Here is a 25,715-nt window from a genome sequence, read left to right as displayed (position 1 = left end):
GTTAGAAATCAATCGTGCGTCCGGGCGAAGCGGGCTGCTCTTGGGCGTCTGCCGGCTCGGGCGGGGCGGCGGGAAACTCCACCTCTGAGGGACCCTGCGCACGCGGGTCGTTAGCGGGGCCCGAGAATCCGGCATCGCCGGGTTTTTGGAGTTCGCGCCACGGCTGCCCCTGGCGATAAGCCTCCAGTTCGCGTTCAAGCTGACCGTCGTAGCGGTCCGCCTCGCTCGCCTCGCTGGCTTTCTTGACCGCTTCGGTGCTCCAGCGAATCGCCCCCTCAAAGTCTCCGGCTTCGGCGTGCGAGGCGGCCAGCGTGCTCAGAATGTGTGCCTGCTCGTGGTTGGTCACGGCACAGGCTTGCTCGGCGAGCTCCAGGGCCCGCGCGCCATCGCGTACGTCTTCGAAGGGGCTGGTCGCGAGCGTCCACGCCATATTGTTGAGGAGCCCCGAGTCAGCCGGAGCAATCTCGAGCGCGGCGGCGAAATCGACCAGTGCCTCGGCGTGCTTGCCCAGCAACAAGTACATATCGCCCCGCAGGCGGAGCGCCATCACGCTCTCGGGTTCGAGCTCGATCACGCGCGTGAGGGTCGCGATGGCGGGCTCGATCATCTCTTGATCAACGTAATAAGCCGCAAGCTGAAGCTGTAAATCAGCTCGGTCGGGGGCAAGTTTTGCCAGACGTTCTAGAACCGCAATCGCCTCGTCACCGCGGTCGAGTGCGTCGAGCGCCCTGACCCGCATGAGGTGCGCGCGGACCAAGCCCGGCTGCTGGGCGAGGGCCGAGTCGATATCCGCCAGCGCGCGTTCGTGTTCCTCCGCCAGCGTCAACAGCTCCGCCCGGATGAGCAGCGAAGCCAGATTGTTGGGCGAGATCTCGAGCGCCTTGTCGAGCTGCTCGATCGCCGCGGGCAGGTCGCCCTTGCGGCTGTAGATTTCCCCGCGGTAGTGGTAGGGGCTCACCGCATCAGGAGCCAGTTCCGATGCCCGATCGAAGCTCTTCAGCGCGTCGTCCAGATTGTCCTGCATCAACAGCGCGAGCGCACGGAGCTCGTGTGCGCGGGGATCATCCGGGGCGATCTTGATCGCCTCTTCGATATCGACCAAGCAATCCTCGGGGCGACCGGTCGCCTGGTACAACCGAGCACGCAGCAGCCGGTACTCGACCCGATCGGGGGCTAATTCGAGAGCCTTTGTAAAGTCCGCGAGCTGATCCGCAGCGTTCTTTTGCGATTCGCCGCGCAGCGCATACGCTTGCGCCAATCGATCTTCCGAAACCGATTCCACCGTGGGATCGTCCGCGGCCGCCTCGGCATAGCGGATCACCTTGCCGAGCGCGCGGCGAGCCTCGCTGGCGTTGCCCGGCTTCACGGACTGCAACCGGCCGATGAGCATCCAGGCCTCGACTTGATCTTCATCAAGGCTGACCGCTCGCATCAGGTCCGTGAGCGCGTCTTGTCGCACCTTCAGCCACCGCGGGTCGCGGCGGGGATCGGCAACCTGCTGTTGCAGCACCAACCGCGCATAAAGATTTGCTCTCTGAACGAGGGTGGCCACGAGCACCTGCTCGGCAAAGTCAACGTTGTCGTCATCGAGGCCTGCTTCGAGCGCCTCGTCGAGCAAGTCCACGACCTCGTTCAGATCCTCAAGGCTGTCGGCTGTGAGTTTGATCTCGAGCGCCTGATCGAGCATCGCCTGGCCGGCGTCCTCGGCGTCGGGCTTGGGGGGCGCACCCGGCAACGGCTTGGGGGCGATCACCCCGCCGTCGGTCTCGTCGTCCAACGGGACCGCGTCTCCGACCTCGATCGGCGCAACGCTGAGCGGGTCCTCTTCCGTCAGAACGTCTTCCTCCACCAACGGCACATCATCTTCCGTCAGCGGGGCAATGTCGGACGGGGCAGGTTCCGCGGGTGCCTCATCGACGGGAGCCTTGCCTGCCGGCGCTTCCGCGGCGGCGGCGGGCTCCGCATAGACCGTTGTGGCCGGCAAACCGCCGAGGATGGCGAGGCTGGCCACGACACTCCCCAGCAGATTCGACACGTAACGCCCGCGAAGGGGCAGGCGGGCGAGCATTCCAAAAGAGGTCATAGCGATTATCAGGCAAGGTCGGAGAGGGGCTGAGCAAGGTGAAAACAGCGGTCGGGGGCTCGCCCTTAGCTACGCCTATTATGGCGGTTGGATCGTCCGGCGGCCACGCGGGTAATTCCACCGGGGGGGTGGTCGCCCGGGAGTCGCTGTCGCAGGGGGGGGTGGTCGCCTAGAATCGGGCAATTCGGTGCCCCGCAGGGCACCAAACCCCCACGGTCAAGGCGTAACAGGCACATGGAAGCAGGCATCGTTGGTCTGCCGAACGTCGGCAAGAGCACCCTCTTCAACGCGCTAACCGCGGCGGGCATCGCGAGTGAGAACTACCCGTTCTGCACGATCGAGCCCAACGTTGGTGCCGTCGCGGTCCCCGATCCGCGGCTGGAAACCATCCAGTCGTACATCGCCACCCAAAAGGTCATCCCGGCCGTTCTGAAGCTGGTGGATATCGCCGGCATCGTCCGGGGAGCCAGCGAAGGAGAGGGCCTTGGCAACCAATTCCTCAGCCATATCCGCAATGTCGACGCGATTACGCACGTGGTCCGGTGCTTTGAGGACCCGGACATTACGCACGTCGAAGGGTCCGTGGACCCGATCCGCGATATCGAGACGATCGACACCGAGCTGATGCTGGCAGACCTGCAGTCGGTCGAGTCACAAGTCGTCAAGGCAAAGAAGACGGCCCGGACGGGCGACAAAGAGGCTGCCCGCAAGCTCGAGATCCTGGCCGCCTGCGAGCAACGCCTCGCCGCTGGCGAACCGGTGCGCGGACTCTCTTACGACGACCCGGGTGCCGCCAAGGCGCTCCGCGAGTTGCAACTACTCACCAGCAAGCGTGTGCTCTATATCGCGAATATCGATGAAGACGACCTCGCCGGCACGGGCGAGCATGTGACACGCGTGCGCGAGCGCGCCGCGGCGGAAGGGGGAGAGGTCGTTGCCGTCTGCGCACGACTCGAATCCGAGTTGGCCGAACTCGACTCTGAAGACCGTGCCGAAATGCTCCAGAGCGTCGGACTCGAGGAGCCGGCGTTGGCGGTCCTTGCCCGCGCGATCTACAAGCTGCTCGGCTACCAGAGTTACTTCACCGCCGGTGAAAAAGAGGTGCGGGCGTGGCCCGTGGCCATCGGCGCTACCGCCCCGCAGGCGGCGGGGGTGATCCACACCGACTTTGAACGCGGTTTTATCCGGGCCGAGGTCTACGCCTTGGATGACCTCGTTGAGCACAAATCAGAGAAGGCGATCCGCGACGCGGGCAAGCTGCGTGTCGAGGGAAAAGAGTACCGCATGCGAGACGGTGATATCTGTCACTTCCTCTTCAATGTCTGAGCCCTCCGCTTCGATCGCCGTCTCCGGCGAGCCACTCGCCATGGCGACGCCGGCCCCGTCTCAGATCGCTCCGCTGATGCTGGTCTTGGCGGGCGTCATGGCGTGCTCCACCTCGGTGCTCTGGATCAAGCTCTCGGCGATCGATCCCGTCTTGCTGACCGCCCTGCGGTTAGGCTTGGCGGCGGCGCTGCTGACCCCGTTCGCCCTGCGCGACGCTCGCAAGCATTGGTCCGTGCTGAATTGGACCCATCTGCGCGACGCGTGTATTCCGGGGGCGGTTCTCGCCGCTCATTTCATCAGCTGGATCTTCGGAGCCCGCATGACGCTGGCGAGCAACGGCACGCTGATCGTCAATCTCACGCCGCTGGCGACTCCGTTTCTGCTGGCCGTGCTCTCTCGCGAACACGTAACTCGGCGCGAGATCCTCGCCACCGCGATCGCGCTGATGGGGTTGGCAATCCTCTTCGTTTCCGACTACCACGCCTCGGCCGAGACCTTTCTAGGAGACTGGATCTGCTTTGGCTCGATGCTGCTGTTTGCTGTCTATCTGACACTCGGGCGCCGCTTTCGGCACCATCCGACTCACCTGCTGTTTATCACCCCTCTGTACGGGGCGGCGGCGTTGACGGCGTTGGGTTGCACCCCCCTGACCGCGGGGGAGCCGATCGATTGGAGCCGCGAGTGGCTGTGGGTCGTTCTGCTCACCGTGGTGCCAACACTGATCGGCCACTCGGCCCTTCTGGCGGCGATACGTCATTTACGGGGGCAGGTTGTGTCGGTGCTTAACATGACCCAATTCCTGTTCGCCGCCGTGTTTGCATGGCTCATGCTCGACGAAGTTCCCCCGGCGGCGATCGCTCCTGCGGCAGCCTGCGTGCTGGCGGCTGGCCTGATCGCGGTATGGCCTGAGCGCGCAGCAGCCAAGCCGGGCGGAGCCGACTAGGCCGGTGGGCTGCTCTCGTCTGGCGGGATCGAAACAATTTCCGCAGAACAAGTAGCGGAAATTTGCTAAAACGGTTCCTCTGCGGCATTTGGCCGCCTTGTAGAGCTTTGCCGACAGGGCTAAGGTAACCTTGCAAGGGCATGAGACTGGTTCTCAAGTAGTGGACTTAGTCTCCTGAAACACGGCGAAATAAGCCGATATCCCCGAGCAGATAGCACGAATCCCCCCGACGTTTGCGAGCGAGCAGATGCCTGCCTCCGTTGTCCCCGCTGAAGTCCGTAGCACGGTCAGCACCGCCGAAGTCTGCATGTCGCAGCTTGGCGTTGGCTCCCGGGCCCGGGTCGCGCGGATCGTGGGCGATTCGCAGGACGTTGTCCGGCTCAAGGCGTTGGGTGTTTGCGAGGGTCGCTGGGTCGAGGTGCTCCGCCAAGGAGACGCCTGGGTGCTCCGCGTGCTGGGCTCGCGGATCGGTGTTTCTCGCCGCCTCATCGACTCGGTGCGACTGTTCGCGGCGTAGGTATTCCCAAGTGGCCATACGGCCGGGTAGCGCAGCGTGAGTGTCGGCCAATCGAATCCCGACTTGCCGAAGACCGCGACGGTTGGCCTAGCTACCCCGGCGTCGGCGACCGACGGGGCGACCATCGCGCTGGTTGGCAATCCGAACGCCGGCAAGACGTCGCTTTTCAACCGCCTCACCGGACTCCGGGCGCACACGGCCAACTTTGCCGGCACCACGGTTGAGCATCGCCGCGGTCAACTGAAGCCCTCGACACGCCGGCCGCTGCGCAAGACGCCGCTGCAGGTGATCGACCTGCCGGGCCTCTACAGCTTCGAAACCACTACGCCCGAAGAGGCGATCGCGCGCAACGTGCTCCTCGGAGAGCACCCGGGAGAGGCCCGGCCCCAGGCGATCGTGATTGTCGTCGATGCTACCAATCTTGAGCGCAACCTGCCGCTGGCGTTCGAGGCCATCGCCTTGGGCAAGCCGACACTGGTGGCGCTCAACATGAGCGACTTGACCGAGCGGCTCGGTCTGCGGCTCGATCTGGAGAAACTCAGCGGCCGGCTAGGGTGTCCTGTGGTGAGGGTCTCGGCACGCACGGGAGACGGGATCGATGATCTGGTGATCGCGATCCAGTCGCTTGCCGACGAACAGCGCTTGCCGATGCTGGACGACGCGGCTTGTGCGTGCATCAGTTGCAGCGGGTGCGGCTACGCCTCGCGTTTCAACTGGGCCGAGTCGGTTCGGGCTGACACGCTTTCGGGCGATCTGAACGCGTCGAGCCGCGTGACCGACGCGCTCGATCGGGTGCTGACACACCGCGTGGGCGGGCTTATCGCCTTTGCGTTGCTGATGTTCGGCGTCTTTATGGCGATCTTCTCGATCGCAACCGTTCCGATGGACCTGATCGACGGGCTGTTCGGTTGGGCGGGCGAGTCGGTGGGGGCTTGGCTCCCCGAGGGAGACCTAAAAAGTTTGGTGGTCGATGGCGTCATCGCCGGTGTCGGCGGGATGCTCGTCTTCTTGCCACAGATCTGTTTGCTCTTCTTTTTACTGGCGCTGCTCGAGGAGTCGGGCTACCTGGCGCGGGCGGCGCTCGTGATGGACCGACTCATGCAACGCGTTGGGCTGCCCGGGCAGGCCTTTGTGCCGCTGCTCTCGGCCCACGCTTGTGCCATTCCGGCGATCATGTCAACACGCGTCATTGATGACCGCCGCGATCGGCTCGTGACAATCCTCGTGGCACCGCTGATGAGTTGCTCGGCCCGCGTGCCGGTGTATGCGATGGTGGTCGCCATGCTGCTGCCCAACCGTCCCGTGGCGGCGGCACTGACCTTCACCGGCGCTTACGCGTTGGGCGTCGTCGCGGCACTCGCGGTGGCCTGGGCGCTGAAACGCACCATCCTGCCGGGCGAAAGCCGACCGCTGGTGATCGAGCTGCCGAACTATCGGCTCCCTTCGATCCGCAACGCGCTGTTGGAGACCGTCGATCGCGCTTGGCAGTTTGTGCAGAATGCCGGGACCACGATCCTTGTGATCTCGATCGTCCTGTGGGTGCTTGCGACCTACCCGAAGACCGATCTGGCGGATCTTCCGGCTACCGATCAACAGGCGGTAGCAACGCTCGAAGCAGCGGGCCAAACCGACCAGGCCGAAGCCCTGCTAGCGCAGCGGTCGCTCGAGCGGTCACTGGTAGGAAGGTTGGGAGGGCTGATGCAGCCCGTCTTCGAGCCGTTGGGATTCGACTGGAAGATGACGGTGGGCGTGGTCACTTCGTTCGCCGCACGCGAGGTGATCGTTTCAACGCTCTCGATCTTGTACGGCTTGGGAGAGGAGGGGGACGAGGCGTCGCTTCTTGACGCGCTCTCGACCGCTACCGACCCCGCCGGCAAGCCGGTCTTCACAACCGCCACGTGCCTGAGCTTGCTGGTTTTCTATGTGCTGGCCATGCAGTGCCTGCCTACGCAAGCCGTCACTCGGCGCGAGACCGGCGGCTGGAAGTGGCCCCTCTTTCAGTTGGGCTACATGAGCCTGTTGGCCTATGTGGCCGCGTGGGCGACCCACGCCGTGGCGTCGCTGTACGCGTAGGACGCAGCTGCTCCCCCGATCGGTGGCCGCAGCGGCACCGGTTGTACCGATTCTTCCGGCCCACGGATTCGGGCTTAGCGCGGCGTGTTTCCCGCGATGGGACCGAAGCCGAGATAGGTTTCGGTAACCGGCTCGAGCAGGTTGTCTTGCTATCGCTCTGGCTCACCGCCCCCAATTTTTCTTCGAGACATTGTCCGCTATGGCTAATCCCTTGCTCGCTGACTGGCAGCCCCAAGACTTCGAGATTCTCGAGCAGGGGGTGCTGGTCGCCAATCATCGCTTGGCTGAGACCGGCCTGTTCACCGACGACGCGCTGGCCGAAATCCTCGACTCGCATCCGGCCCAGCATCTGTCTGTCAACACGATGGGCAAGACCAAGGATAAGTTCGACTGGCGTGAAGGGGACCGCAACGGCGTGCCGGGCAAAGACCTCGTGCAGATGGTTCGCGAGGGTCATCTGTGGATCAACTGTCGCAAGATGCTTGATCACCAGCCGGCCTACGCCGAGGTGATTCACCGCTTGTTCGGCGAACTCGAAACCGGTGCCGCCCACTTCTCTGCCGAGGACCGCACCGCCAACCTGCTGATCAGCTCGCCCGGAGCCTGGGTTCCTTACCACGTTGATATGCCCGTCAACATGCTCTGGCATATCCGCGGCCGCAAACGGGTATGGGTCTATCCCCACTTCGACAAGCGTTTCGCTTCGCCCCTTTGTCTGGAGAAGGTCTGCTCGGGAGAGTGGTCCGAGGACGTTCCTTATGACCAAGACTGGGACAAGTATGCCCTGGTGTTCGACGCCGAGCCCGGGCAGATGATCACCTGGCCGCAGCTGGCACCGCACCGCGTTGAGAACCTGGAAGGACTCAACGTATCGCTCTCGACCGAGCACAAGAACGCCCGCGCTCGGCGGCGGCTCAATGTCCATTCGGGCAATTACGTGCTCCGCAAGCGCCTCGGCAAGGTCTGCAGCAGCATCGAAGCCGAGGGGTTTCTCGCGCACGCCAAGCAGCTTCTCGCCCGTCTCGACCGTTACGCTGGCAAGTTCGTTGGTCGTGAGAAGCACCAGTGGACTTACCCCATCACCTTCGTGCTGGATCCGAACAATCCAGACGGCTTCCGCCTGCTGGACGTGTCGGAGAGCGTCACGCTCGCCGCGCACGAAGAAGAGCTCGCCGGCGTTTGATGTACTCCGCTCTTGGCTGCTGTAACTTGCTGCCCAGCGCACCCTACGAGCCCCCTCACGGCGCTTACGGTGCGGTGAAGTCTCCGAGCGCTGGACAGGATTGATTCGCGATGTCGCTTCACGTTATTGATAACCTTGCCGCGCTACACGCCTTGAGCGACGAGTGGCGAGCGCTTCGGCTCCCCACGCCGATGCAATCGCCCGAGTGGCTGGTGTCGTGGTGGGAGGCCTACGGAGAAAGCAATCCGCACGCCACGCTCGCCGTTCTCGCCATCCGCAACGAGACGGGCGTGCTGATCGGTCTGGTGCCGTGGTGGCTGCAATCTCGGCCGTTCGCCGGGGCAACGCTCCGCTGGCTGGGCGACGGTCGCGCGGCGAGCGACCACACGACCCTCCTGTGCCGTTCGCCCGAAGACGAACCCGCCGTGGTGAGCGCCGCTGCCCGTTGGGTCGCCCAGGGAGCGGGGCGCGTTTGGCGGCGGCTGCGTCTGGAGAACCTCGACGCCGACGATCGGGCCTCCGCCGAGTTTTGTCGGCTACTCGAACAGTACGGCATCGAGACGGAATGGGTCGCCTCGATCGATTCTTTCCTGGTCACCTTCCCCGCAACGCCAGGAATCGATCCCGCGGCGCTGTGGGAAGCTTACCTGGAAACGCTCTCAAAGAATCGTCGCAAGAAACTCCGCCGCTGGCGGCGTGACGGGCTCGATTCGGGCCGCGCCACGGTGCGTATGGTTCATGATGAAGACGAGCGCCGCGAGCTGTGGCCCGTGCTGGTCCGCCTCCACCGCGAAAGACGCGAAGCGATGGGCGAGCACGGCGTGTTCGATCTGCCCGAGTTCGATCAGTTCCACCAACTCGCCAGCCGTCGCTTGCTGCAGCGCGGAGAGCTGTACTTCGCCCTGCTGGAGATCGACGGCATCCCCGCGGCGATCGAATACGCCCTGCAAGACGCACAATGTGTTTACGCTTATCAGGGGGGAATCAGCACAGCAGCGCTCGAACTCGACGCGGGACACCTATCGCTACTCGCGCTCTTCGATCACGCCCTGGCAAGCGGCCGCGAGCGGTTCGATCTGCTCCGCGGCGATGAACCCTACAAGCTCAGCTGGGGTGCCGTCCGCCGCAGCACGCGCACGTTGCACGCCCGCCCGCGCGACGCGGCGGGCAAGCTCGAAAGCTTCACGACGCGCGCTTACCGCCAGTGGCGCGATCGGCGCCACGCGGCCCTTGCCGCTGCGCAGGCGGCCGAAACGGTCCCCGCTGACGAATAACTCGCTAGCGGCGCTGGGCGAACAGCCAATCCCACACATGACGGCTCGCGAACGTGGGGGTCCAGCTATCGTGCCCCACTCCGGGGTACTCGGTGTAGATCGGCCGCCCGCCGGCCGCCTCGAGCGCGGCGATCATCTCGCGTGAGCGTTCCACAGGAATGGCACCATCTTCGTCGCCGTGGAAATCCCACAGCGGGATCCGCGCGATCCGGGCGGCTTGGCTCGGGTCGCCGGCCCCACAGATCGGCAAAGCCGCCGCCCACCGCGAAGGATCCTGTGTGATGAGAGTCCAGGTCGCGTAGCCCCCCATCGAGAGCCCGCCCACGTAGATACGGTCGGGGTCAACCGGTTGTGTCGCGATCAGGTGTTCAACCAGCGCCCGCGCGGCGGCAAGCTGAGGCGTGAGGGCCTCTTCCTCCGAAAGCGTGGGCGACTCGGTCCGCACTAAGCGGGTCCACACACGCTGCTCCTCGCCGCCCGGCTCAACGCCGTCGGGGCACTGCGGGGCCAAAACATAAGCGCGATAACGGGCCTGAAACTCGGGCGATGCAAACAGCCTCCCGCCGTGGATCAGTTGCCGCTGGTTCTCGCTGCCGCGCTCGCCGTAGCCGTGCAAGAAGAGCAGCAGCGGGCGTTTTTCCCCCTCCACTTCCTCGGGCGTCGCGAGTCGGAAAGGCAACGTGAAACCCTCGTGCTCAAACTCCGCTTTGTCGAACGCCGCGAGCACGTCGGGCGTGATCCGCTGGTCGAGCGATTCTTCGGCGATCGCGGAAAGGGGGGTCAGCATCACAGCGGCTACGAACAGAGGGCGAATCATCGAGAGGATCCAAGCAGAGCAAACATGCTGAAAAGAGCGGTGCGATGAAAAGTTGTGGGTCGCACACAATATAGACAGATCCCACGCCGTTGTCGCTGCAAACCCTCAGAAGCATTCAGGTAGCCACGTTCGTGGGCGATCGCCAGCCCCCTCACGCAAGAGAGCTAAACACCTCTAAGGTGCGTTACACATCCGCTTAGTGATAATGAGCGACACTTAGTGTTCCCGCTATAGGCACTTCGAGTTCAGCATCACGCTTCTCGGGTTGCTAATCGAACCTACGGCTCACGGCTCGGCACGGTACACCACCTTTCCGCCGAGGATCGTAGCCCGGACCTTCACCTGCGGCAGCTCGGTAGCGGGAATCGCTGTCAGGTCGCGATCGACGAGGGTCATATCGGCGAGCATGCCGCGGCGCAGTTGGCCCTTCTCCTGTTCGGCGAAGACGGCGTACGCCGCGTCGGATGTGTAACCGCGGAGCGCCTCCTCGACCGTGATCTTTTGCGCCGGCACCCAGCCGCCGGGGTGCTTACCGTCGAGCGTGCGTCGCGTGACCGCCGCGTCGATCCCCTCTAGCGGCGTCGGCGGCGCGACGAACCAATCGCTCCCCAGCGCGAGCTTCGCCCCCGTGTCGAGCAGCGTGCGGAAGGCGTAGGTCGTTTGGCAGCGCTCCGCCCCGATCAGTCCCTCGGCCCACCGGCCATCGTCGATCGCGTGGTACGGCTGCATGCTGGCGATCACGCCGAGCTTGCCGAACCGCGCGACGTCGTCCGGGGCGATGTGCTGCGCGTGCTCGATACGGAAGCGACGATCGCGCGGGCCGTTCTCGGCGGCGACTTGCTCGAACACGTCGAGTTGCCGGCGAATCGCCCGATCGCCAATAGCATGAACCGCCACTTGCAAGCCCGCGGCGTCGGCACCACGTGTCCAGTCGAGCAGGTCCTCGGGCGTATTGACCAGCAGCCCACGATCGAGCGGCTGATCGTCGTACGGCGCGAGGAATGCCGCCGTGTGCGAGCCGAGCGAACCATCGACAAACCCCTTGAGCATCCCCCCCCGCAGCCACTCGTCGCCGGGGCCGTTGCGCTGGATCTCTTGCTGCAATTGTCGCCAGCGGGGCAGGGGGGTCGCCGCGTGGACGCGCAAGCGCAGCGCACCGCTCTGCCGCGCGGCTCGGAGCGTTGCCAGTTCGTCGAGCGCGCCCATATGCACCACACTCGTTACACCGCAAGCGTGCAGATAGTCGGTCGCGGCGGCTAGCGCCGCAAGCCGCTCACGGGGCGTCGGTTCGGGAACCACAGCGTCGACAAATGCCATGGCGTTGTCGCGCAACAGGCCGGTTGGCATGCCGGCGGCGTCGCGCTCGATGGCGCCCCCCTCCGGAACGACCGTCTGATCATCGACTCCGGCCAGCCGCAGCGCTGCGCTATTCGCCAACGCCATGTGGCCATCCAACCGCTGGATCCAGACCGGGTTGTCGGGCGTCACGGAATCGATCCATGCGCGCGTGGGGAGCGTGCCCCCCCACCGTGTGTGATCCCAGTCGCCACCGCGGATCCATTCGCCCTTCGCGCACGTGGCGGCATAGGCCGCGAGTCGCCGGACGAACTCGTCGCGCGTCGCCGCGTCGCGCAGCTGCACGCCGGACAGGTTCCGCCCGCCATCGAGCAGATGGACGTGCGAATCGATCCAGCCGGGGGTCACGAGCCCGCCGCGCGCGTCGATACGCTCGACCCCCTGCAAATCGTACTGCTGCTGGAGCTCATCCCGTTCGCCAACGGCCAGCACCCGCTCGCCGGCGCAGAGGACCGCGTCGGCCCACGGCCGCTGGGGATCGCCCGTCCACACCCGGCCGGTCACGAGCAGCGAAGGATTTTCTGCGGCACTGAGCGTCGCAATGGCGAGCAAGAAGCACGCCGCCACGCTAAGCAGCGCCAGTTGCTTGAGTCTCTGGGTTTGCTTGAGTCTCAGCATGTGGAGGCGCTCAAAAGGGAGCAGGCAAAGAAAAACCTCTAACCATTACCCCCCCAAGATAAACCAAGACGCCCTCTTCCGCGCTTGCCCCGCATCAGCCGCTGGGCGCTAGCCCCGGTTCGATACGGGGGAGGTCCCGCGGCTAGCGCTGTGCGGCTGATTGCGTGGCTGTAGTTGGCGCTTACGAGCGATTCTGCTCAGCGGTCGTAGCGCTCGAGGATCGGCGGGGGCTCGATCGTCGCCAGACCGAGCGACTCGGCGGCCGCCGCTTCCCCCTTGGCGATCCGCTCGCCGAGCGCGGTGATCCGCTTGTAGTACCGATCGGTCGGCCGGGCGCCCGTGAGCTTTTGGCGGAGTTGCTCGCACAACAGATCGCCCGCGTCGCGCACCAGCGGATCGGCGTGGCGACCGGCGTAAAGGGCGGTCACCAGCACCGTGATAAGGTCCTGCGTCCGCTGGCTCAGCTCGGCCATACGGCATTGCCGATCGGCGAGCCGTAACTGGTGCTTCTGCATGGCGGCGTCGATCGCCAGCGCCATCCGTGGCAACTCCGCACAGGCGTAAGCCGCGTGGGCGCGCAGCGCGGCGGGCAGATCGCTCGGCAGGCGCGCGGTGCCGACCCCCCGCAGCTTGCGCCCCACGAGCCACTTGAGGTACGGGGCCGCCGGTCGGGCGAGCAGGAGCGCGTGCCGCGGGTTGAGCGGGTTCGGCTGCCGAATGCCCGCCGCCGCAAGCGCCTTGCCGACCGGTTCGTAGTAGCGCTTGCCGTGATCCTTCACGAGCGACTTGAAGAAGGCCATGCCGAGCATCTCGCCTTCCCCCTCGTAGATGCAGGGGGCGAGGAAGTCGTGCACGTTGTCGCCCAGCGGATGGCCTTTGAGGAACGAACGCCCCCCGTGCGTCTTCATATAGAGTTCGATCGCCGCGTGCTTGAGCGCCTCGGAGCCGAAGATCTTGGCGATGATGCACTCCATCTCGCCCCGATAACCGCGGTCGAGCAGGCTGCCGCACCACGCCACGAGCGCATCGCACGCGACGATAAGCCCCGCCATCTCTCCCATCCGGCGGCGGACCAGTTCGCGGTGCGCGATCGGTTCGCTGTAGGTCACACGGTACTCGGCCCAGGGCAGCATGCCGGCGAGCATGGCACGCATGCTGCCGGCGGCGTTCGCGCACAGCGACACACGGCCCAGGTTCAGGCCGTGATAGGCGATCGTCAGGCCGTCCCCCTTGGGGGGCGTGAGCAGGTTGCCCTTAGGAACGCGGAAGTTACGGAAGACGATCCCCCGGTTGTACAGATGCCGCAGCGCGTAGATGTCGTACTTCTTGAGCTGGAAGTGCTCATCCTCTTCGTCGGGCAGATCGACGATCAGCACGGCCGGCTTGCCTTCCACAAGACAGACCAGACCGATGGTGCGGCCCGGGCGGACGTTCGAGATGAACAGCTTTTCGCCGTTGACCACGTAGTGGTCTCCGTCGAGCACGGCCGTGGTGCGTAGCGCGGTCAGGTCGCTGCCGGCCCCCGGCTCGGTAAGGGCAAAGGCGCTAAGGCGCTCGCCCGATGCCAGACGCGGCAGCCAGCGGCGGCGCTGTGCTTCATCACCAAAGGTTTTGACCGGATCGACCGCACCGATGCAGCCGTGGATGGAGGCCAACCCGGCGATCGTACCGTCGAGCGTGGCCATCTGCGTGAGGAACTGGGCGACGCTCGTGAACGAAGCGCCGACGCCGCCGTGTTCGCGATCCACCAGCAAACCCCAGTAGCCGGCAACGCCGAGCTCGGCGAGCACCTCTTCGCGAATGCGGTCATCGTCGCCGTAGAGTGTCTGGGCACGCAGGTGCCGCCGCACTGTTTCCAGCGAGGCGTCGATCACGCGGCGCATGACGGGCGACGTTTCGGCCGGGTGCGCGATGAACTCTTCCGCCGGCACGGTGCGTTCCCACACCGCGCGGTGGGCGGGGCTGTGGGTGGTTTGATAACGCGGCGCGAAGAGGGCTTCGACCTCGTCATCGGCCCGGTCGATGGCACCGGTGCGGCGGGCCTCGTCGTCGCTCTTGCCGCCGAGCTTCAGAGCGGTCTCGGCGAACGAGACCGCTTGGGCATCGTGCTCGGCAACCGTCGGCGGGGGCGGCGTGACGGGGTGGGTCGGGAGCGGGTCTGTGGTGTTCAAGTCGGTCGCCATGGTCGCGCCTCCCGAAGATTTTCTGGTGAGGGGGGACCGCTCGGCCAGAGTGCCGCGGTACCCTAATTTACGTGCTGCGGGCCGACGAAGTTCGCTGATTAGGCACTCTTAGGTCCCCTGTCGGGGTGAGGATTATGCCGGTTTTCAGCCTGCGCCCCTTCTACCAATCCCTAATCGGACCGATAAACAGGGCCAGCTCGCCCAAGTGGTGCCCCTCTGCGGGTCGCCCGCTGCCGGCCAATCGTCGGTGTGCGGGGGTGTGAGCTCGTTGGTTTATAGCTTGCTCCCCCTCCTGAATCCTTCGGCCGGCCACAGCCATGCACGACCCCCGCATCGATCGACTCGCCACGGTGTTGTTAGACCATAGTTGCGAGCTGAAACAGGGCGAAACCCTCCTCATCGAGGCGATCGATCTGCCCGAGCCCGATCTGGTCTGCGCGTTGGTCGAGGGTGCCGCGGCGCGAGGCGTGACACCGCTCGTCGAAACCAAGAATCAGCGGGTCCAGCGGAGCCTGCTCGCCAACGCCACCGAAACGAGCATGAAGCTCTCCGGCGTTCTTGAGCGCAACCGCATGGAACAGGTGCAGGCCTATATCGGCATCCGAGGTGCCGCCAACGCCAGCCAACTGAAAGGGGTCCCCGCCGACCGGATGGATCTCTACCAGGAACACTGGCTGCGGCATGTGAACGAATACCGCGTGCCGAAGACCAAGTGGGTCGTGCTCCGATATCCGACCGACTCGTTCGCGCAGGCGGCGGATATGCCGACGCACGAGTTCGAGGATTTCTTCTTCGATGTCTGCACCGCCGACTACGCCGCGATGCGTGTCGCGCAAGCGCCCCTCGTGGCCCGCATGCAAGCCGCCGAACAGGTCCGCATCACGGCACCGGGCACCGAGCTGGAATTCTCGATCAAGGGCATCCCGGTGATCCCGTGCAGCGGCGAGCGCAACATCCCCGATGGCGAGGTGTTCACCGCCCCCGTGCGCGACAGCATCAACGGCACGATCCGCTTCAACACGCCCAGCCGCTACCAGGGCGTGGTTCACAACGACATCTGCTTCACGTTCAAGAACGGACAGATTATCGAAGCGACCTCAACCGAAACCGAGCGGCTCACCACGCTGCTCGACTCGGACGAGGGGGCCCGCTACTGCGGCGAGTGGTCGCTGGGCACGAACAACCGCGTGCGGCACCCGATGCTCGACACGCTGTTCGACGAAAAGATCGGCGGCTCGTTCCACCTAACGCCGGGCAACGCCTACGAAGAAGCGGATAACGGCAACCGCAGCCGCATTCACTGGGACCTGGTGCTCATCCAGCGTGCCGACTACGGCGGCGGCGAGATCTACTTCGACGGCGAGCTGCTGCGCAAAGACGGCCGCTTTGTGCCAAGCGACCTGCAGGGGCTGAACGAGGGGCTGTAGGGGGACGGACTTAAGCCGCCGAAGTGATACGGGGCATCTGATGTGCCTTAGCTACAGCCTCTTCTTGCTGGTTGTGTAGCCAATGCCTAAACAAATCAGAATCGCCAGCACAAATAATGCGCTGGAGCCAATGTCTCTGTTGAATTCGCGGCACCGCACGGTCTACTCGGCCTTCTGCAGAAGCTCTACTGCTCGGGCGAGGGCGGCGTCGGCGGTGAGGGGCGAGGCTTCGGGCGGGGTGCCGTCTTCCGGCAACGCGTCGTCGTCGATCGGCAGCAGGTCGCGCCGGCGGCGCCACTCGCGGAAGCTGGCGAGCTGCTCGTCGGTCAGTTCGACCCGCCCCGCCGGATCGGGCCAAACGCCCCACGGATCGCTCTCAGGAGCGTCCACATGCCGATGGATGTTCGCCCCGCTCGGACGCCAGTAGCTGAGCGTTGTGAGCTTCAGCAATCCCTGACCGCTCGAGAGCGGCAAGAGCTGCTGAACGGTCGCCTTGCCGAACGACCGTTCGCCGACCAAGATCGCGCGGCCGTTATCGGCGAGCGCCGCGGCGACAATCTCGGCAGCGCTCGCGGTGTCGCGATCGATGAGCACGACCAAGTCGAGCTCCGGAAAATTCTCGCTCGACGACGACTTATAGGTGTCCAGCACCTCGCCGTCGCGGCCACGCGTTGAAACGATCGGTGCCTCGGCAGGCAACAGCATGTCGGCCACACCGATCGCCGCGTCGAGCGCTCCCCCCGCGTTGTCACGCAGGTCGAGCACCACTTGTTTGACGCCGGCCTGTGTCAACCGATCGAGCAGATCACGCAGTTCCTCAACGGTCCGATTGCCGAAGATCGCGAACCGCACATGGGCAATCTCCGGTCGCTGGGCCAAGCGAAACTCCCAAGCGCCCTCCGCGCGGCGGCGATCCCCCTTGAACGCGGGGAGACGGATCACCTGCCGTGTGATCGTGATCAGCAGTTCTTGATAGGCGGCAGGGAGGTTCGCGGCAGCTTGCGCTGCCGAGTCGGACTTCGGAAGGCGGGCGATCAGCAACTCGACCGGATCCCCCGGCTTACCCCGCAACTGATCGAGCGCCTCGGCGAGCGTGATGCCTTGCGTTGACCTGCCTTGGATCTCGACGATGCGGTCGCCGTCTTGCACCCCTGCGACGTGTGCCGGTCCGCCCGGCTCGGGGGGCTCCGCCACCAGCAGGCCGCCGGGCCCCGTCTCAACGATCTTGATCATGACCCCCACCCCGCCGAATTGCTGACGCATCTCGTCGCGCAAGGGCTCTGCGCGGATCGGATCGAGGTAATCCGAGTGGGCGTCGCCGCGACGGCGGAGCACGCCCACCATGCCCCGCATGGCAGCAGCGACCAGCTCATCGTCGGGGGGCTGATCGAGCGCCAGTTCGTCGATCAGCTGAAAGCCGCGGGCGACACTCCGCCCCTTGGGGTTGTGCTCGACGCGTGACGCCATCACGAGGCCGATCGCCAGCGATGCGAGGATCAAGAGAAGATTGCGTCGCGACATGCCATCTGGCCAAGAAACTCGTTACCGTACAAACGAGTGTATCAGCCCGTGGATCGAGGGGCAGTGGTTTGCGCGGAGCCACGCAAGGCTCAGCCCTGGCGATCGCGCTGTGAGGCCGGCCGGCGGAAGCCACGAAGCTTGGCATGCAAAGCGGCGTTCTCGGGCTCAAGCGTCTCGCTCTCCGCGACCAAACGGCTGTTATGCGGAGCGGGGAGTGTGGTCCCCTCTGATTCTGCCGGTGATTTTTCGTACGTTCGGAACGGAACGATCGCCGGTGCGACCGCCTCCGTTGTGGCTTCGTCGGTCGGCCCCTGCGTGACTCCGTTGGGCGAGCCATCGTCGCTCGGGGCAAGGCCCAGAGCGGCCAGCCCAAAGCCGCCGTCGCCGCTCACTAACGCGATGCCAGCCTCCGGCTTCGCCGCCGCTTTGGGGGCAAAGAACTTTCCTAACGGGCCGCACAACAGGGCCGGCAGCAGCACGAGATCGCCCACGAGCGCGACCGCCAGCATCGTGATCATCAGAGTGCCAAACTGTTGTGTTGGCGTGAACGTGCTGGCCGCGAAGACCGCCAGACCAAGCCCCGCGATGAGCGTCGTCTGGGTCATGGCGGTCGCGCACCGTTCAAACGACTGGAGCGTCGCGGTCTGACGATCCATGCCCGCCCGGATGCCACGGCTGAACCATGTAACAAAGTGGAGCGTGTCATCCACGGCAACGCCGAGCGCGACGCTCGCCGTCATCATGATGCCGATATCGACCTTGATGCCCAGCCAACCGATCGCTCCAAAGACCACCAAGATGGGGAACAGGTTGGGGATCATCGAGGCAAGCCCCGCGAGCGGGCTGCGGAGCACAATCATCATCACGCCGGCGATCAACACGGTCGCCATCGCGATGCTCTCGCGCAGACTCGCCAGCAGTTCACGCTGCGTCTTGTAAACGACCGGGACAACACCCGTGTAGGTGGCGTCGAGCGCACCGTCGGGAGCTTTCTTAGGAGCGTCCAGCACGTGCAGCTTGATCGCCTCAGCACCGGGGAGCGCTACGAGCGGCTCCGATGCCTCTTTGGTCAATGCGAAAACGGCGTCTTGTTTGGACAGCAGCTTGATGAGCCGCGCCCGCTTTTTCTCGTCGGCTTGGTCGAGCGAGGCGGTGTCCAGCACGCGGGCCGAGGCGAGCGAAATGGACGACTCCTTCAAGAGCTGCGCCAACAGCCCCGCGGGAGATTCGCTGTCGGGTCCTGCGGTGTCGGCCGCGTTATTACCTGAGCGAAAGAGCAGGCAGATGCTTTTCTTGTCGAGCGGTCGATCGTCTTCCGAAGCAAGCTCGCTGAGTAGGGCGTCGCGATCACGGTACGCGTCGAGCACCGGCTGGACCTGCTCGCGCAACTCATCGACAAACTGTCCGTAATCAACATCGCCCAGCGCGGTGACTCGGGCGCTGATGCGCCACAGCTCGCGTCCCGTGGGCGTGTCGTCCGCGCCGCGTTCACGCTGCAGATAATCGGCGAGACTCTCGCGGCTTTCTTCCAGCGCGTTGCTCGTTGCGTACTCGGCGCTCGCACGAAGGACCGAGGATCCACCGGCGGAAATTGGTTCGGGCGAGAAGGTGATCGACGATAAGGCCTTGCTCACGGGGTCGAGCGACTCGATCCGTTCCTGAACACGGCGAACGAGGGTCGCCCGTTCGTGCATCGTCATCCGATACGTCCGCGCGAGCCCCTCAGCAGCAGGACCAAACGCCGGCTCGTCTGGAGCGCGAAGCCGCTCCGGCCCGACCCCAACGATGACTTCCATCGGCACCAGATTGCCCAAGTGCTTTTCGAGCCACGCGTAGTCGGTGATCAGGTCGCATTCGGAATCGAGCAGCTTCAGGAGCTGTACCGAGGTGCGGATCTGAGGGATGCCCAACGCCAGCACCAACGACAACGCGATGGTCGCCACGGCGGTCAGATTCGGACGCGTGGTCACCAGCCACGCCAGCCCTGTGTACCAGGGCTTTGAGACATTGTCGGTCGCGGGGCGGCGACGATAGAGCACGGCATCGCCGGGAGCGAACAGGTGCAGCATCACCGGCAGCAAGGCGAAGAGCATCGTCACCGCAACCATCACGCCGATCGCCGTGAACATGCCGAACTTACGGATCGGCAGGATGTCGCTCGCCGCCAGCGATCCCAGACCAACGGCGGTTGTGAAGGCCGCCAGAGCGCAGGGGCCCCAGGCCACCCGGATCGCCCTTTCAACGGCACCAAACAGCCCCCCCTCGGCACGGGAATCGCGGTAGTAGTTGATCAGGTGGATCGCGCCCGACAGCGCGAGCACGTACACAACCGCCGGCATCGACATCAGAATCGCGTCGGCTTTGCCGTACTTGGGCTCCAAGGCACCAAGACCAAAGACCTCAAAGACGCCGTAGTAGAAAACGACCGCTAGGCTGAGTCCCGCGTTCACAACCGCGGTAAAGAAGACCATGGCCGTGAGCTTCCAGCTGCGGAAGCAGACGTACGAGAGCACGATCCCCACCAGCCCCGAAAGGCCCGCTAAACGGACGAGTGTCCGCTCGCCCTCTTTGTCGATGGTGACATTGTCCACGGGCGGGCCGCCCATGTGGATCGCGTCGAGCGGGACGCCACATTCTTTGTGCGCAATGCGTTCAATGCGCTCCACCGCGGCCCGCATCGCCTGGTTGTTGTCAGTCAAGCGGGGCGACAGAAACGCGAGCAAGCAGGTCGTACGGGTCTCGTCGCCCAGCGGCTGACCGTCGGCACCGGTCTGGGGCGGTCCTACCAGAGCGCCCTCGAGTCGTTCGATCGCGGCCGAACGATCCAGGCCTGAGGGGGCACCGGTCAGCTGGCGGATTGTGCCGGGACCGCTGACAATCTTGGGGTACCAGCGCCAGCCCGAGTCGTCGCGTACCGCGGACAGCTTCTGTTCGAGCAGGCTGAGTCGCTCTCCCTTGCCGAGCGTGCAGCCTTCCCAGCTGATGAGGACAAACGCCTCGCTCGCAAAGTGATCGCGGAACCAGCTCAGATCGGCCGACTCGGCGTAGCTCGCTGGCAGCCAGTCTTCGGCCTTGTTGGTATTGCTCTCGATCGCCCGCCGGGCGCCACGGGGAATCATGCCCATCGCCACGGCGGCAGCCATCGCGATCCACAGCCACAGCGAAAGCCCCCCCCAACGCCGATCGAGCAGCGAGACAGGTCGGTCCGTTTCGGGCGCGGGGCCTGACATCAACGAAAGTGCCGCTGTGGGGAAGGTAGCAGAGAGAGCAAAGAACGAACGTAGCGGGGGCTATCAACCCCCGCTACGCGATGCACAAGACCGTTACGTTATGCGGGAGCGAGACGTCAGTCTACGCCAAACCACCCCCCGTGTGAGGGGGCAGCTGCCGCGATCTGCCGTTACCAGTAGTACTCCGTACCGCAGGTAAAGCCTTGGTAGAAGATGTCACCGGAGAGATTCAGCCGCCCCATCGCCGGGTTGAAATCCAGCTGATCGGGTGCCAGAGCCACATTGGTCAGGAACATAAATTCCCAGCCAGCTCGCAGCGAGAGATTCGGTCGCAGGTGATAACGACCCGTTAATCCGCCCTGGAGCATGTAGGCGATACCGTTTTGGTGCATGTCACGCGTAAAACCGGGATCGTCGACCCCCTCGGCCAGATCGGTGTAGCTGACGTTGGTTTTCGCCCGGCCATCGTTCAGGTAGAGACCGTGCTTGGTGAAGGTGGTCAGGTTCCACCGATCCGCTTCGTAAGTGATCCCCAGACCAAGCTGTCCGCCGAACAGGTTGTTGCTAACCCCGACGGCGTAGGCACCATCGGTCGCCCGGCCAGTGGGGTCGAGTGAACGGATGTTTGTGGCTGACCAGTCCAGATCCTCTTCGAGATCAAAGTACCGAAAGCCAGCGAGGTAGTCCCAGGTCAGGCCAGGCGAGGCCCGCCGGACCCAGCTGCCGTTCGGGTCGAGTTCCATCCGATCCTTACGCATCCGCTGCGCGACCGAGTAGTTCAACTCCCAGCTATTGAAGCGGCTGCGGTATTCGATATCCATCGAGTCGGCTCCATCGAAGGACGGCAGGCCGAGCGATTCGTCGATGTTGGTCGGCTCGGTTCCATCGATCTGCGAAGGCACGTGCAGACCGGTGCGGTCCACCAATCCGGTGCCGGCACCGGCGGGCGTGAACAATCCGTCTGGAGGAAGCAGCTGGGCGTCGATTCCCTGCTGGTCTACCCACTCTCCGCCGCCGAACACGACCATTTCGGCCGTGTGATCTCGGTTTGCTGCGTCGCGGAACAGAAATCGTCCCAAGCCCAGCCGTGGCATGCCTTCGGATCCGGGCGAACTGCGATTCAGCTCCGCGTTCTGGACCTGTACGGCCGACTCAAAGTCAACGACGAACTGAACGACGGTTTGCTGGCTGACGAGGTCAAACTCTTGGCCGAACGCCAGGTTACGACGATCCCAGGTGCGGTTCATAATGACCGCATCGAGGTCGGCGTACCACAGACCACGCCGCAGCCAGGTGCCGCTGCTCTCCGTGAGCGCGAGGCAGTCGGTATGCGGATCGATCGGAGGACCGTCTGGCATGAAGTAAGAGGACAGCGGCGCATAGCGCGTGTCGCTCTCTTCAATGACGGTCCCCGCCGGCAACGATTCGTTGCCGACACCGGACCGAACGAAGGCCGAGGCGTTGTCCGGCAATTCGTAAGCCGGCGTCGGAACGCCTTCTTGCGCCACGGCCTGAGCCGCAGTAAAGCCGAAGACCCCCACGCTGAGCAGCGTGGAACGGATTAACCAAGTACGGAGCGGATTCACCACCGAAGCGTCTCCCTTTGAACCACGGCGCCATTCAAGGCGCATGTTCCTTCCCCCGAGGCCGCGCAGGCCTCCTATGGAGCGGGCGGCTGTGAAGTCGCCCTGGTGAATAGATCGGCCCCTCACAACCGTCAGCACAGGAAAAACCGCCAGATTCCGTAAAAGGGCCGCAATCCGCAGCATCGCCCGAAAGCTACCCAGTCCGCCAATCTGCCCCCACCGGTGGAGTTAGTGGCATCGGCCGGTAGAATCGGGGGCCCCGACTTCCCGAAGGAAAAGGTCGGCCTAGGGCCGCTGGCACCCGCGACCCACTCCCTACCACTCACGAAGCACCGCTCCAAGCCGCTGACACTATGGCAATCGATCTCTACGCTTCGTGTCCTTGCGGAAGCGGCAAAAAGCTGAAGTTCTGTTGCGGCGATCTGGCCGCTGACCTCGAAAAGATCCATCGCAAGATCGAAGGGGATCAGCCCCGCGCTGCGCTCTCGCATCTGGAGCAGGTGCTAGCAAAGTCTCCCCGGCGGGGATCTTTGCTCGACATTAAGGCAACCATCGAGCTCTCGCTGGACGAGCTCGACGCGGCCGGCAAAACGATTCAGCGCTACCTTGAGGCCGAGCCGCAGAACCCGGCCGCCCATGCTCTGGCGGCCACGCTCGCCGCCGCTGAGGCGGGCACGATCGCGGTCGAGCCGCTGCAGGACGCCCTCGAGCTCGTTACCGACTCGATGCCCCGCCGTGTGCTCCAAGCCATCGGTGCCGTCGGCCACGCCCTGCTGGTGGAAGGGTCGTTGATCGCGGCGCGCGCGCACCTGTGGCTCTACCACGGCGTGGCGGGCGAAGAAGATCTGGGTGCCATGAAGACGCTCCTCAAGCTCAACCAAGTGGCGGGCTTACCGCTGCTGCTCCGCGATCAGCTGTATCTGCAAGAACCACCGCTGGGGGTCGCCTGGGAAGCGGCTCATGATCGCGCGCAGCTGCTTGCCAGCCGGGGCCAATGGCGGCGCGCGGCGGCCCTCTTCGAGCAGCTAGCAAACGATCACCCGGATGAGCCCGGCCTGCTGTACAACGCCGGCCTCGTCTCCGGCTGGCTAGGACGCAACGCCCAATTTGTCTCGGGCCTGCGGCGCTTCGCCGAGCTGACCGCCGCTACCGTTGGTGTCACCGACGACGCGATCGAGGCCGAAGCGGTCGCCCAGATGCTTGACGCCACCGGGCAAGATGCCGCGATCGACGTCGTACGGCTGACCTACGACGTTGCGGACGAGACCGTGGTCCTTGATCGGTTTGCACGCGACCCCCATTTCTCGGCCTATCAGCTGGAAGAATCGGAGCTCGCCACGATCGAAGGCCCCCCGCCACGGCACACCCTTTCGCTGCTTGATCGCCCGTTGCCTGTAACCGGTGAGGCAATCACTGCCGAACAAACACCGCGGGTCGTGGGGTTTGTGTCGTACTACGGCCGCCAAACGGATCGGCCAGAGCGACTCGAAGTCGTCCTCGATCGAGACGACCGCTTCGAGATCAACAAGCAGATGCTGGCAGAGGTGCTTGGTGAGGGTCTCGGTGCCTCGCGCTCAGAAGAGTCGGTCGGCGAAGCGCCCGCCGTCGAGACGGCCATGAGCATCCGCTGGCAGTTCCCGGCGGACACGCCGCTGGCGCTGCGTCGCGAGCTGATCGAAGCCGAACGCCGCCGTGTGCTGCTCGAGGTTTGGCCCAATAAGGCGCGGGCCGTCTTTGGCGGGAAAACTCCCGTCGAGGCGGGTGGCGATCCCGCGATGCGGACCGCCCTGGAAGCGGCGGTCCTAAATCTCGAACAAGGTTCCGCCGGGCGGATCGATACGAGTGCTTTTGCCGAGCTGCGTGAGCGCGTGGGACTGACACCACCGGCTCCGCTCGACGCGAGCGCCTACGACGCTGAGATGACCCCGCTCTCGCGGATGCATCGGATCGACATGGCTCAGGTCACCGACGACGACCTAGTGCTCATCTATCGTCGCGCAATGATGTGCGGAGCCAACGATGTGGTGATCGCCGTCGCGACCGCAGCCATCGAGCGGCCCGAGAATCCACGGCTGCCGCGCGAGGAGCTGTTCCACCGACTCGCCTCGTTTGTGCCCGACCCGGCGGAGGCAATCGGCTGGATCGATCGGGCCCGCAGCGAGGCGGAGGCCGCCGGACGGAGCAGCGCCGCCTGGGACATCGCCGAGCTGGAGGTCCGTGTTGTCGCGGGCGAGCTGGAAGAGGCCAACCGTCTGGTGCAACACCTGCGAAGCGACCACCTGAACGAGCCGGGCGTGGCGGAGCAGCTCTACAAAATGTTGTACGCGCTGGGGGCCGCTCCCGCGCCGGGTCAGGCCGCACCGATCGACAGCCCCCCGCCCCCCCCGGTATCCCCCGCGGCGTCGGGATCGAAGATCTGGACCCCCGACGACGATTCACCGGGAAGCGGTGCCGGCCAAAAACTGTGGACCCCTTCGTGAGTCAACCCGCACACGAAGCGTTCATGGGTCGCGCGATTCAACTGGCGCGCCGGGGCGAGGGCTCCGTTGAGCCCAACCCTTTGGTCGGATGCGTTGTGGTCCGCGATGACCAAGTCGTGGGCGAAGGCTGGCACGAGCGGTTTGGCGGTCCGCATGCCGAGGTGAACGCCCTCCAGGCCGCCGGGGCACTGGCACAGGGCGCGACGCTTTACGTCACTCTCGAACCCTGCTGCCACACCGGCAAAACACCCCCGTGCGTTTCAGCGGTCATCGCCTCGGGCGTTCAACAGGTGGTGATCGCTCACCACGATCCCTTTCCGCAGGTCGACGGAGCGGGAGTCGCCGCGCTGCAAGCCGCAGGAGTAGAGTGCGTTGAGGGCGTGCTGAAAGCAGAAGCCGCGCAGCTCTTGGCTCCCTATCTCAAGCTTGTTACGACGGGGCGGCCGTGGGTTATCGGCAAATGGGCGATGACGCTCGACGGAAAAATCGCAACACGCACGGGCAGCAGCAAGTGGATCAGCGGCGAAGCATCGCGGGCCTTTGCCCATGAAATACGCGGCCGAATGGATGCCATCGTCGTTGGAGCGGGCACGCTCGTGGCCGACGATCCGCTGCTGACCGCCCGGCCGCCGGGGCCGCGTAAGCCGGTGCGGGTGGTGATCGCTGGCGATCGCCCGCTGCCGCTGGATCGCAAGTTGTGGAAAACGCCGGATGGCGGACCCGTGCTCGTCGCGATCGGCGCGGGCTATCCGATAGATGAAGCCGCGGCGTTGGAGTCGTGCGGCGTGGAGGTGATCCAGGCTGAGGCCGACGCCTTGCTCGACGAGTTGGGCCGACGCCGTTTGACCAACGTGCTGGTTGAGGGGGGGGGCAAGCTGCTTGGCCAACTGTTTGACGAACGACTGGTCGATGAAGCGCTCGTCTTCATCGCCCCGAAGATCATCGGCGGGCACGCGGCACCGGGCCCCCTCGGCGGCATCGGGGCCGAATCGATTGAGCACGCGCTGAAACTCGTCAGTCCGAGCTGGATCTGCCTCGGAGACGACCTCTGCCTACGCGGCCGGCTGCCATCGGCCTAACCGCTGGCACGGAGGAGAT

At 64.9% G+C, this 25,715-nt stretch carries 16 protein-coding genes; 9 read left to right on the top strand and 7 right to left on the bottom strand.

Features of this window, described 5'->3' with window-relative positions; all coding sequences use genetic code 11:
- Position 1: 1 nt before the first annotated feature.
- Positions 2-2,083: a tetratricopeptide repeat protein gene (locus Pla111_RS09855; RefSeq protein WP_146573796.1), complete on the bottom strand. Its 2,082-nt coding sequence runs from the start codon at positions 2,081-2,083 to the stop codon at positions 2-4.
- 234 nt (positions 2,084-2,317) lie between these two features.
- On the opposite strand from Pla111_RS09855, the gene ychF reads away from it, so the two are divergent.
- The 6 genes from ychF to Pla111_RS09825 all read left to right on the top strand — a co-directional run bounded on the left by ychF (position 2,318) and on the right by Pla111_RS09825 (position 9,399).
- Positions 2,318-3,409, top strand: coding sequence for a redox-regulated ATPase YchF (gene ychF, locus Pla111_RS09850; protein ID WP_146573794.1), 1,092 nt, complete (start codon positions 2,318-2,320; stop codon positions 3,407-3,409).
- Positions 3,402-4,352 carry a DMT family transporter gene (locus Pla111_RS09845; RefSeq protein WP_197524912.1) on the top strand — a complete coding sequence of 317 codons (951 nt, stop codon included), beginning with the start codon at positions 3,402-3,404 and terminating at the stop codon, positions 4,350-4,352. Before ychF ends, Pla111_RS09845 begins: the two co-directional genes overlap by 8 nt.
- Positions 4,353-4,599: 247 nt before the next feature.
- Positions 4,600-4,869 (top strand): FeoA family protein, encoded by a 270-nt coding sequence (locus Pla111_RS09840; protein ID WP_146573790.1) that lies wholly within the window; start codon positions 4,600-4,602, stop codon positions 4,867-4,869.
- Positions 4,870-4,932: 63 nt separating this feature from the next.
- Positions 4,933-6,942, top strand: coding sequence for a ferrous iron transport protein B (gene feoB / locus Pla111_RS09835; RefSeq protein WP_231930896.1), 2,010 nt, complete (start codon positions 4,933-4,935; stop codon positions 6,940-6,942).
- 199 nt (positions 6,943-7,141) lie between these two features.
- The gene (locus Pla111_RS09830) at positions 7,142-8,125 is read left to right on the top strand and encodes a cupin-like domain-containing protein (RefSeq protein ID WP_146573786.1); all 984 of its coding nucleotides are present in this window, start codon (positions 7,142-7,144) and stop codon (positions 8,123-8,125) included.
- A gap of 110 nt (positions 8,126-8,235) precedes the next feature.
- Positions 8,236-9,399 (top strand): GNAT family N-acetyltransferase, encoded by a 1,164-nt coding sequence (locus tag Pla111_RS09825; protein ID WP_146573784.1) that lies wholly within the window; start codon positions 8,236-8,238, stop codon positions 9,397-9,399.
- A 4-nt stretch (positions 9,400-9,403) separates the two neighbouring features.
- Here the strand turns inward: Pla111_RS09825 and Pla111_RS09820 are convergent, their stop codons facing one another.
- The 3 genes from Pla111_RS09820 to Pla111_RS09810 form a co-directional block, all read right to left on the bottom strand.
- A complete protein-coding gene (locus Pla111_RS09820; protein ID WP_146573782.1) occupies positions 9,404-10,216 on the bottom strand; it encodes a carboxylesterase family protein in 813 nt (270 codons plus the stop codon).
- A gap of 285 nt (positions 10,217-10,501) precedes the next feature.
- Positions 10,502-12,190: an amidohydrolase gene (locus Pla111_RS09815; protein WP_146573780.1), complete on the bottom strand. Its 1,689-nt coding sequence runs from the start codon at positions 12,188-12,190 to the stop codon at positions 10,502-10,504.
- 197 nt (positions 12,191-12,387) lie between these two features.
- Positions 12,388-14,373 carry an acyl-CoA dehydrogenase family protein gene (locus tag Pla111_RS09810; RefSeq protein WP_146573778.1) on the bottom strand — a complete coding sequence of 662 codons (1,986 nt, stop codon included), beginning with the start codon at positions 14,371-14,373 and terminating at the stop codon, positions 12,388-12,390.
- Between the two features lie 317 nt (positions 14,374-14,690).
- Between Pla111_RS09810 and Pla111_RS09805 the strand changes: the two genes are divergently transcribed.
- A complete protein-coding gene (locus Pla111_RS09805) occupies positions 14,691-15,800 on the top strand; it encodes an aminopeptidase (protein WP_146573776.1) in 1,110 nt (369 codons plus the stop codon).
- A 162-nt stretch (positions 15,801-15,962) separates the two neighbouring features.
- Here the strand turns inward: Pla111_RS09805 and Pla111_RS09800 are convergent, their stop codons facing one another.
- From Pla111_RS09800 to Pla111_RS09790, 3 genes are all read right to left on the bottom strand, one after another.
- Positions 15,963-17,300 carry a S41 family peptidase gene (locus Pla111_RS09800; RefSeq protein WP_197524911.1) on the bottom strand — a complete coding sequence of 446 codons (1,338 nt, stop codon included), beginning with the start codon at positions 17,298-17,300 and terminating at the stop codon, positions 15,963-15,965.
- A 110-nt stretch (positions 17,301-17,410) separates the two neighbouring features.
- Complete coding sequence (locus Pla111_RS17460) at positions 17,411-20,551, bottom strand: efflux RND transporter permease subunit (protein ID WP_146573772.1); 3,141 nt, start codon at positions 20,549-20,551, stop codon at positions 17,411-17,413.
- Positions 20,552-20,721: 170 nt separating this feature from the next.
- Positions 20,722-22,182, bottom strand: coding sequence for a BBP7 family outer membrane beta-barrel protein (locus Pla111_RS09790; RefSeq protein ID WP_197524910.1), 1,461 nt, complete (start codon positions 22,180-22,182; stop codon positions 20,722-20,724).
- A 308-nt stretch (positions 22,183-22,490) separates the two neighbouring features.
- Here Pla111_RS09790 and Pla111_RS09785 point away from each other — a divergent pair, with 308 nt between their 5' ends.
- Together Pla111_RS09785 and ribD are read left to right on the top strand one after the other, a co-directional pair.
- Positions 22,491-24,617, top strand: coding sequence for an SEC-C domain-containing protein (locus Pla111_RS09785; RefSeq protein ID WP_146573767.1), 2,127 nt, complete (start codon positions 22,491-22,493; stop codon positions 24,615-24,617).
- The gene (ribD, locus tag Pla111_RS09780; protein WP_231930895.1) at positions 24,614-25,696 is read left to right on the top strand and encodes a bifunctional diaminohydroxyphosphoribosylaminopyrimidine deaminase/5-amino-6-(5-phosphoribosylamino)uracil reductase RibD; all 1,083 of its coding nucleotides are present in this window, start codon (positions 24,614-24,616) and stop codon (positions 25,694-25,696) included. Before Pla111_RS09785 ends, ribD begins: the two co-directional genes overlap by 4 nt.
- Positions 25,697-25,715 lie beyond the last annotated feature (19 nt).

Source organism: Botrimarina hoheduenensis (assembly GCF_007859815.1).
Lineage (GTDB): Bacteria > Planctomycetota > Planctomycetia > Pirellulales > Lacipirellulaceae > Botrimarina > Botrimarina hoheduenensis.
The sequence above is the reverse complement of the archived record's forward strand: the minus strand, read 5'-3'. Positions and strand labels throughout refer to the sequence as shown.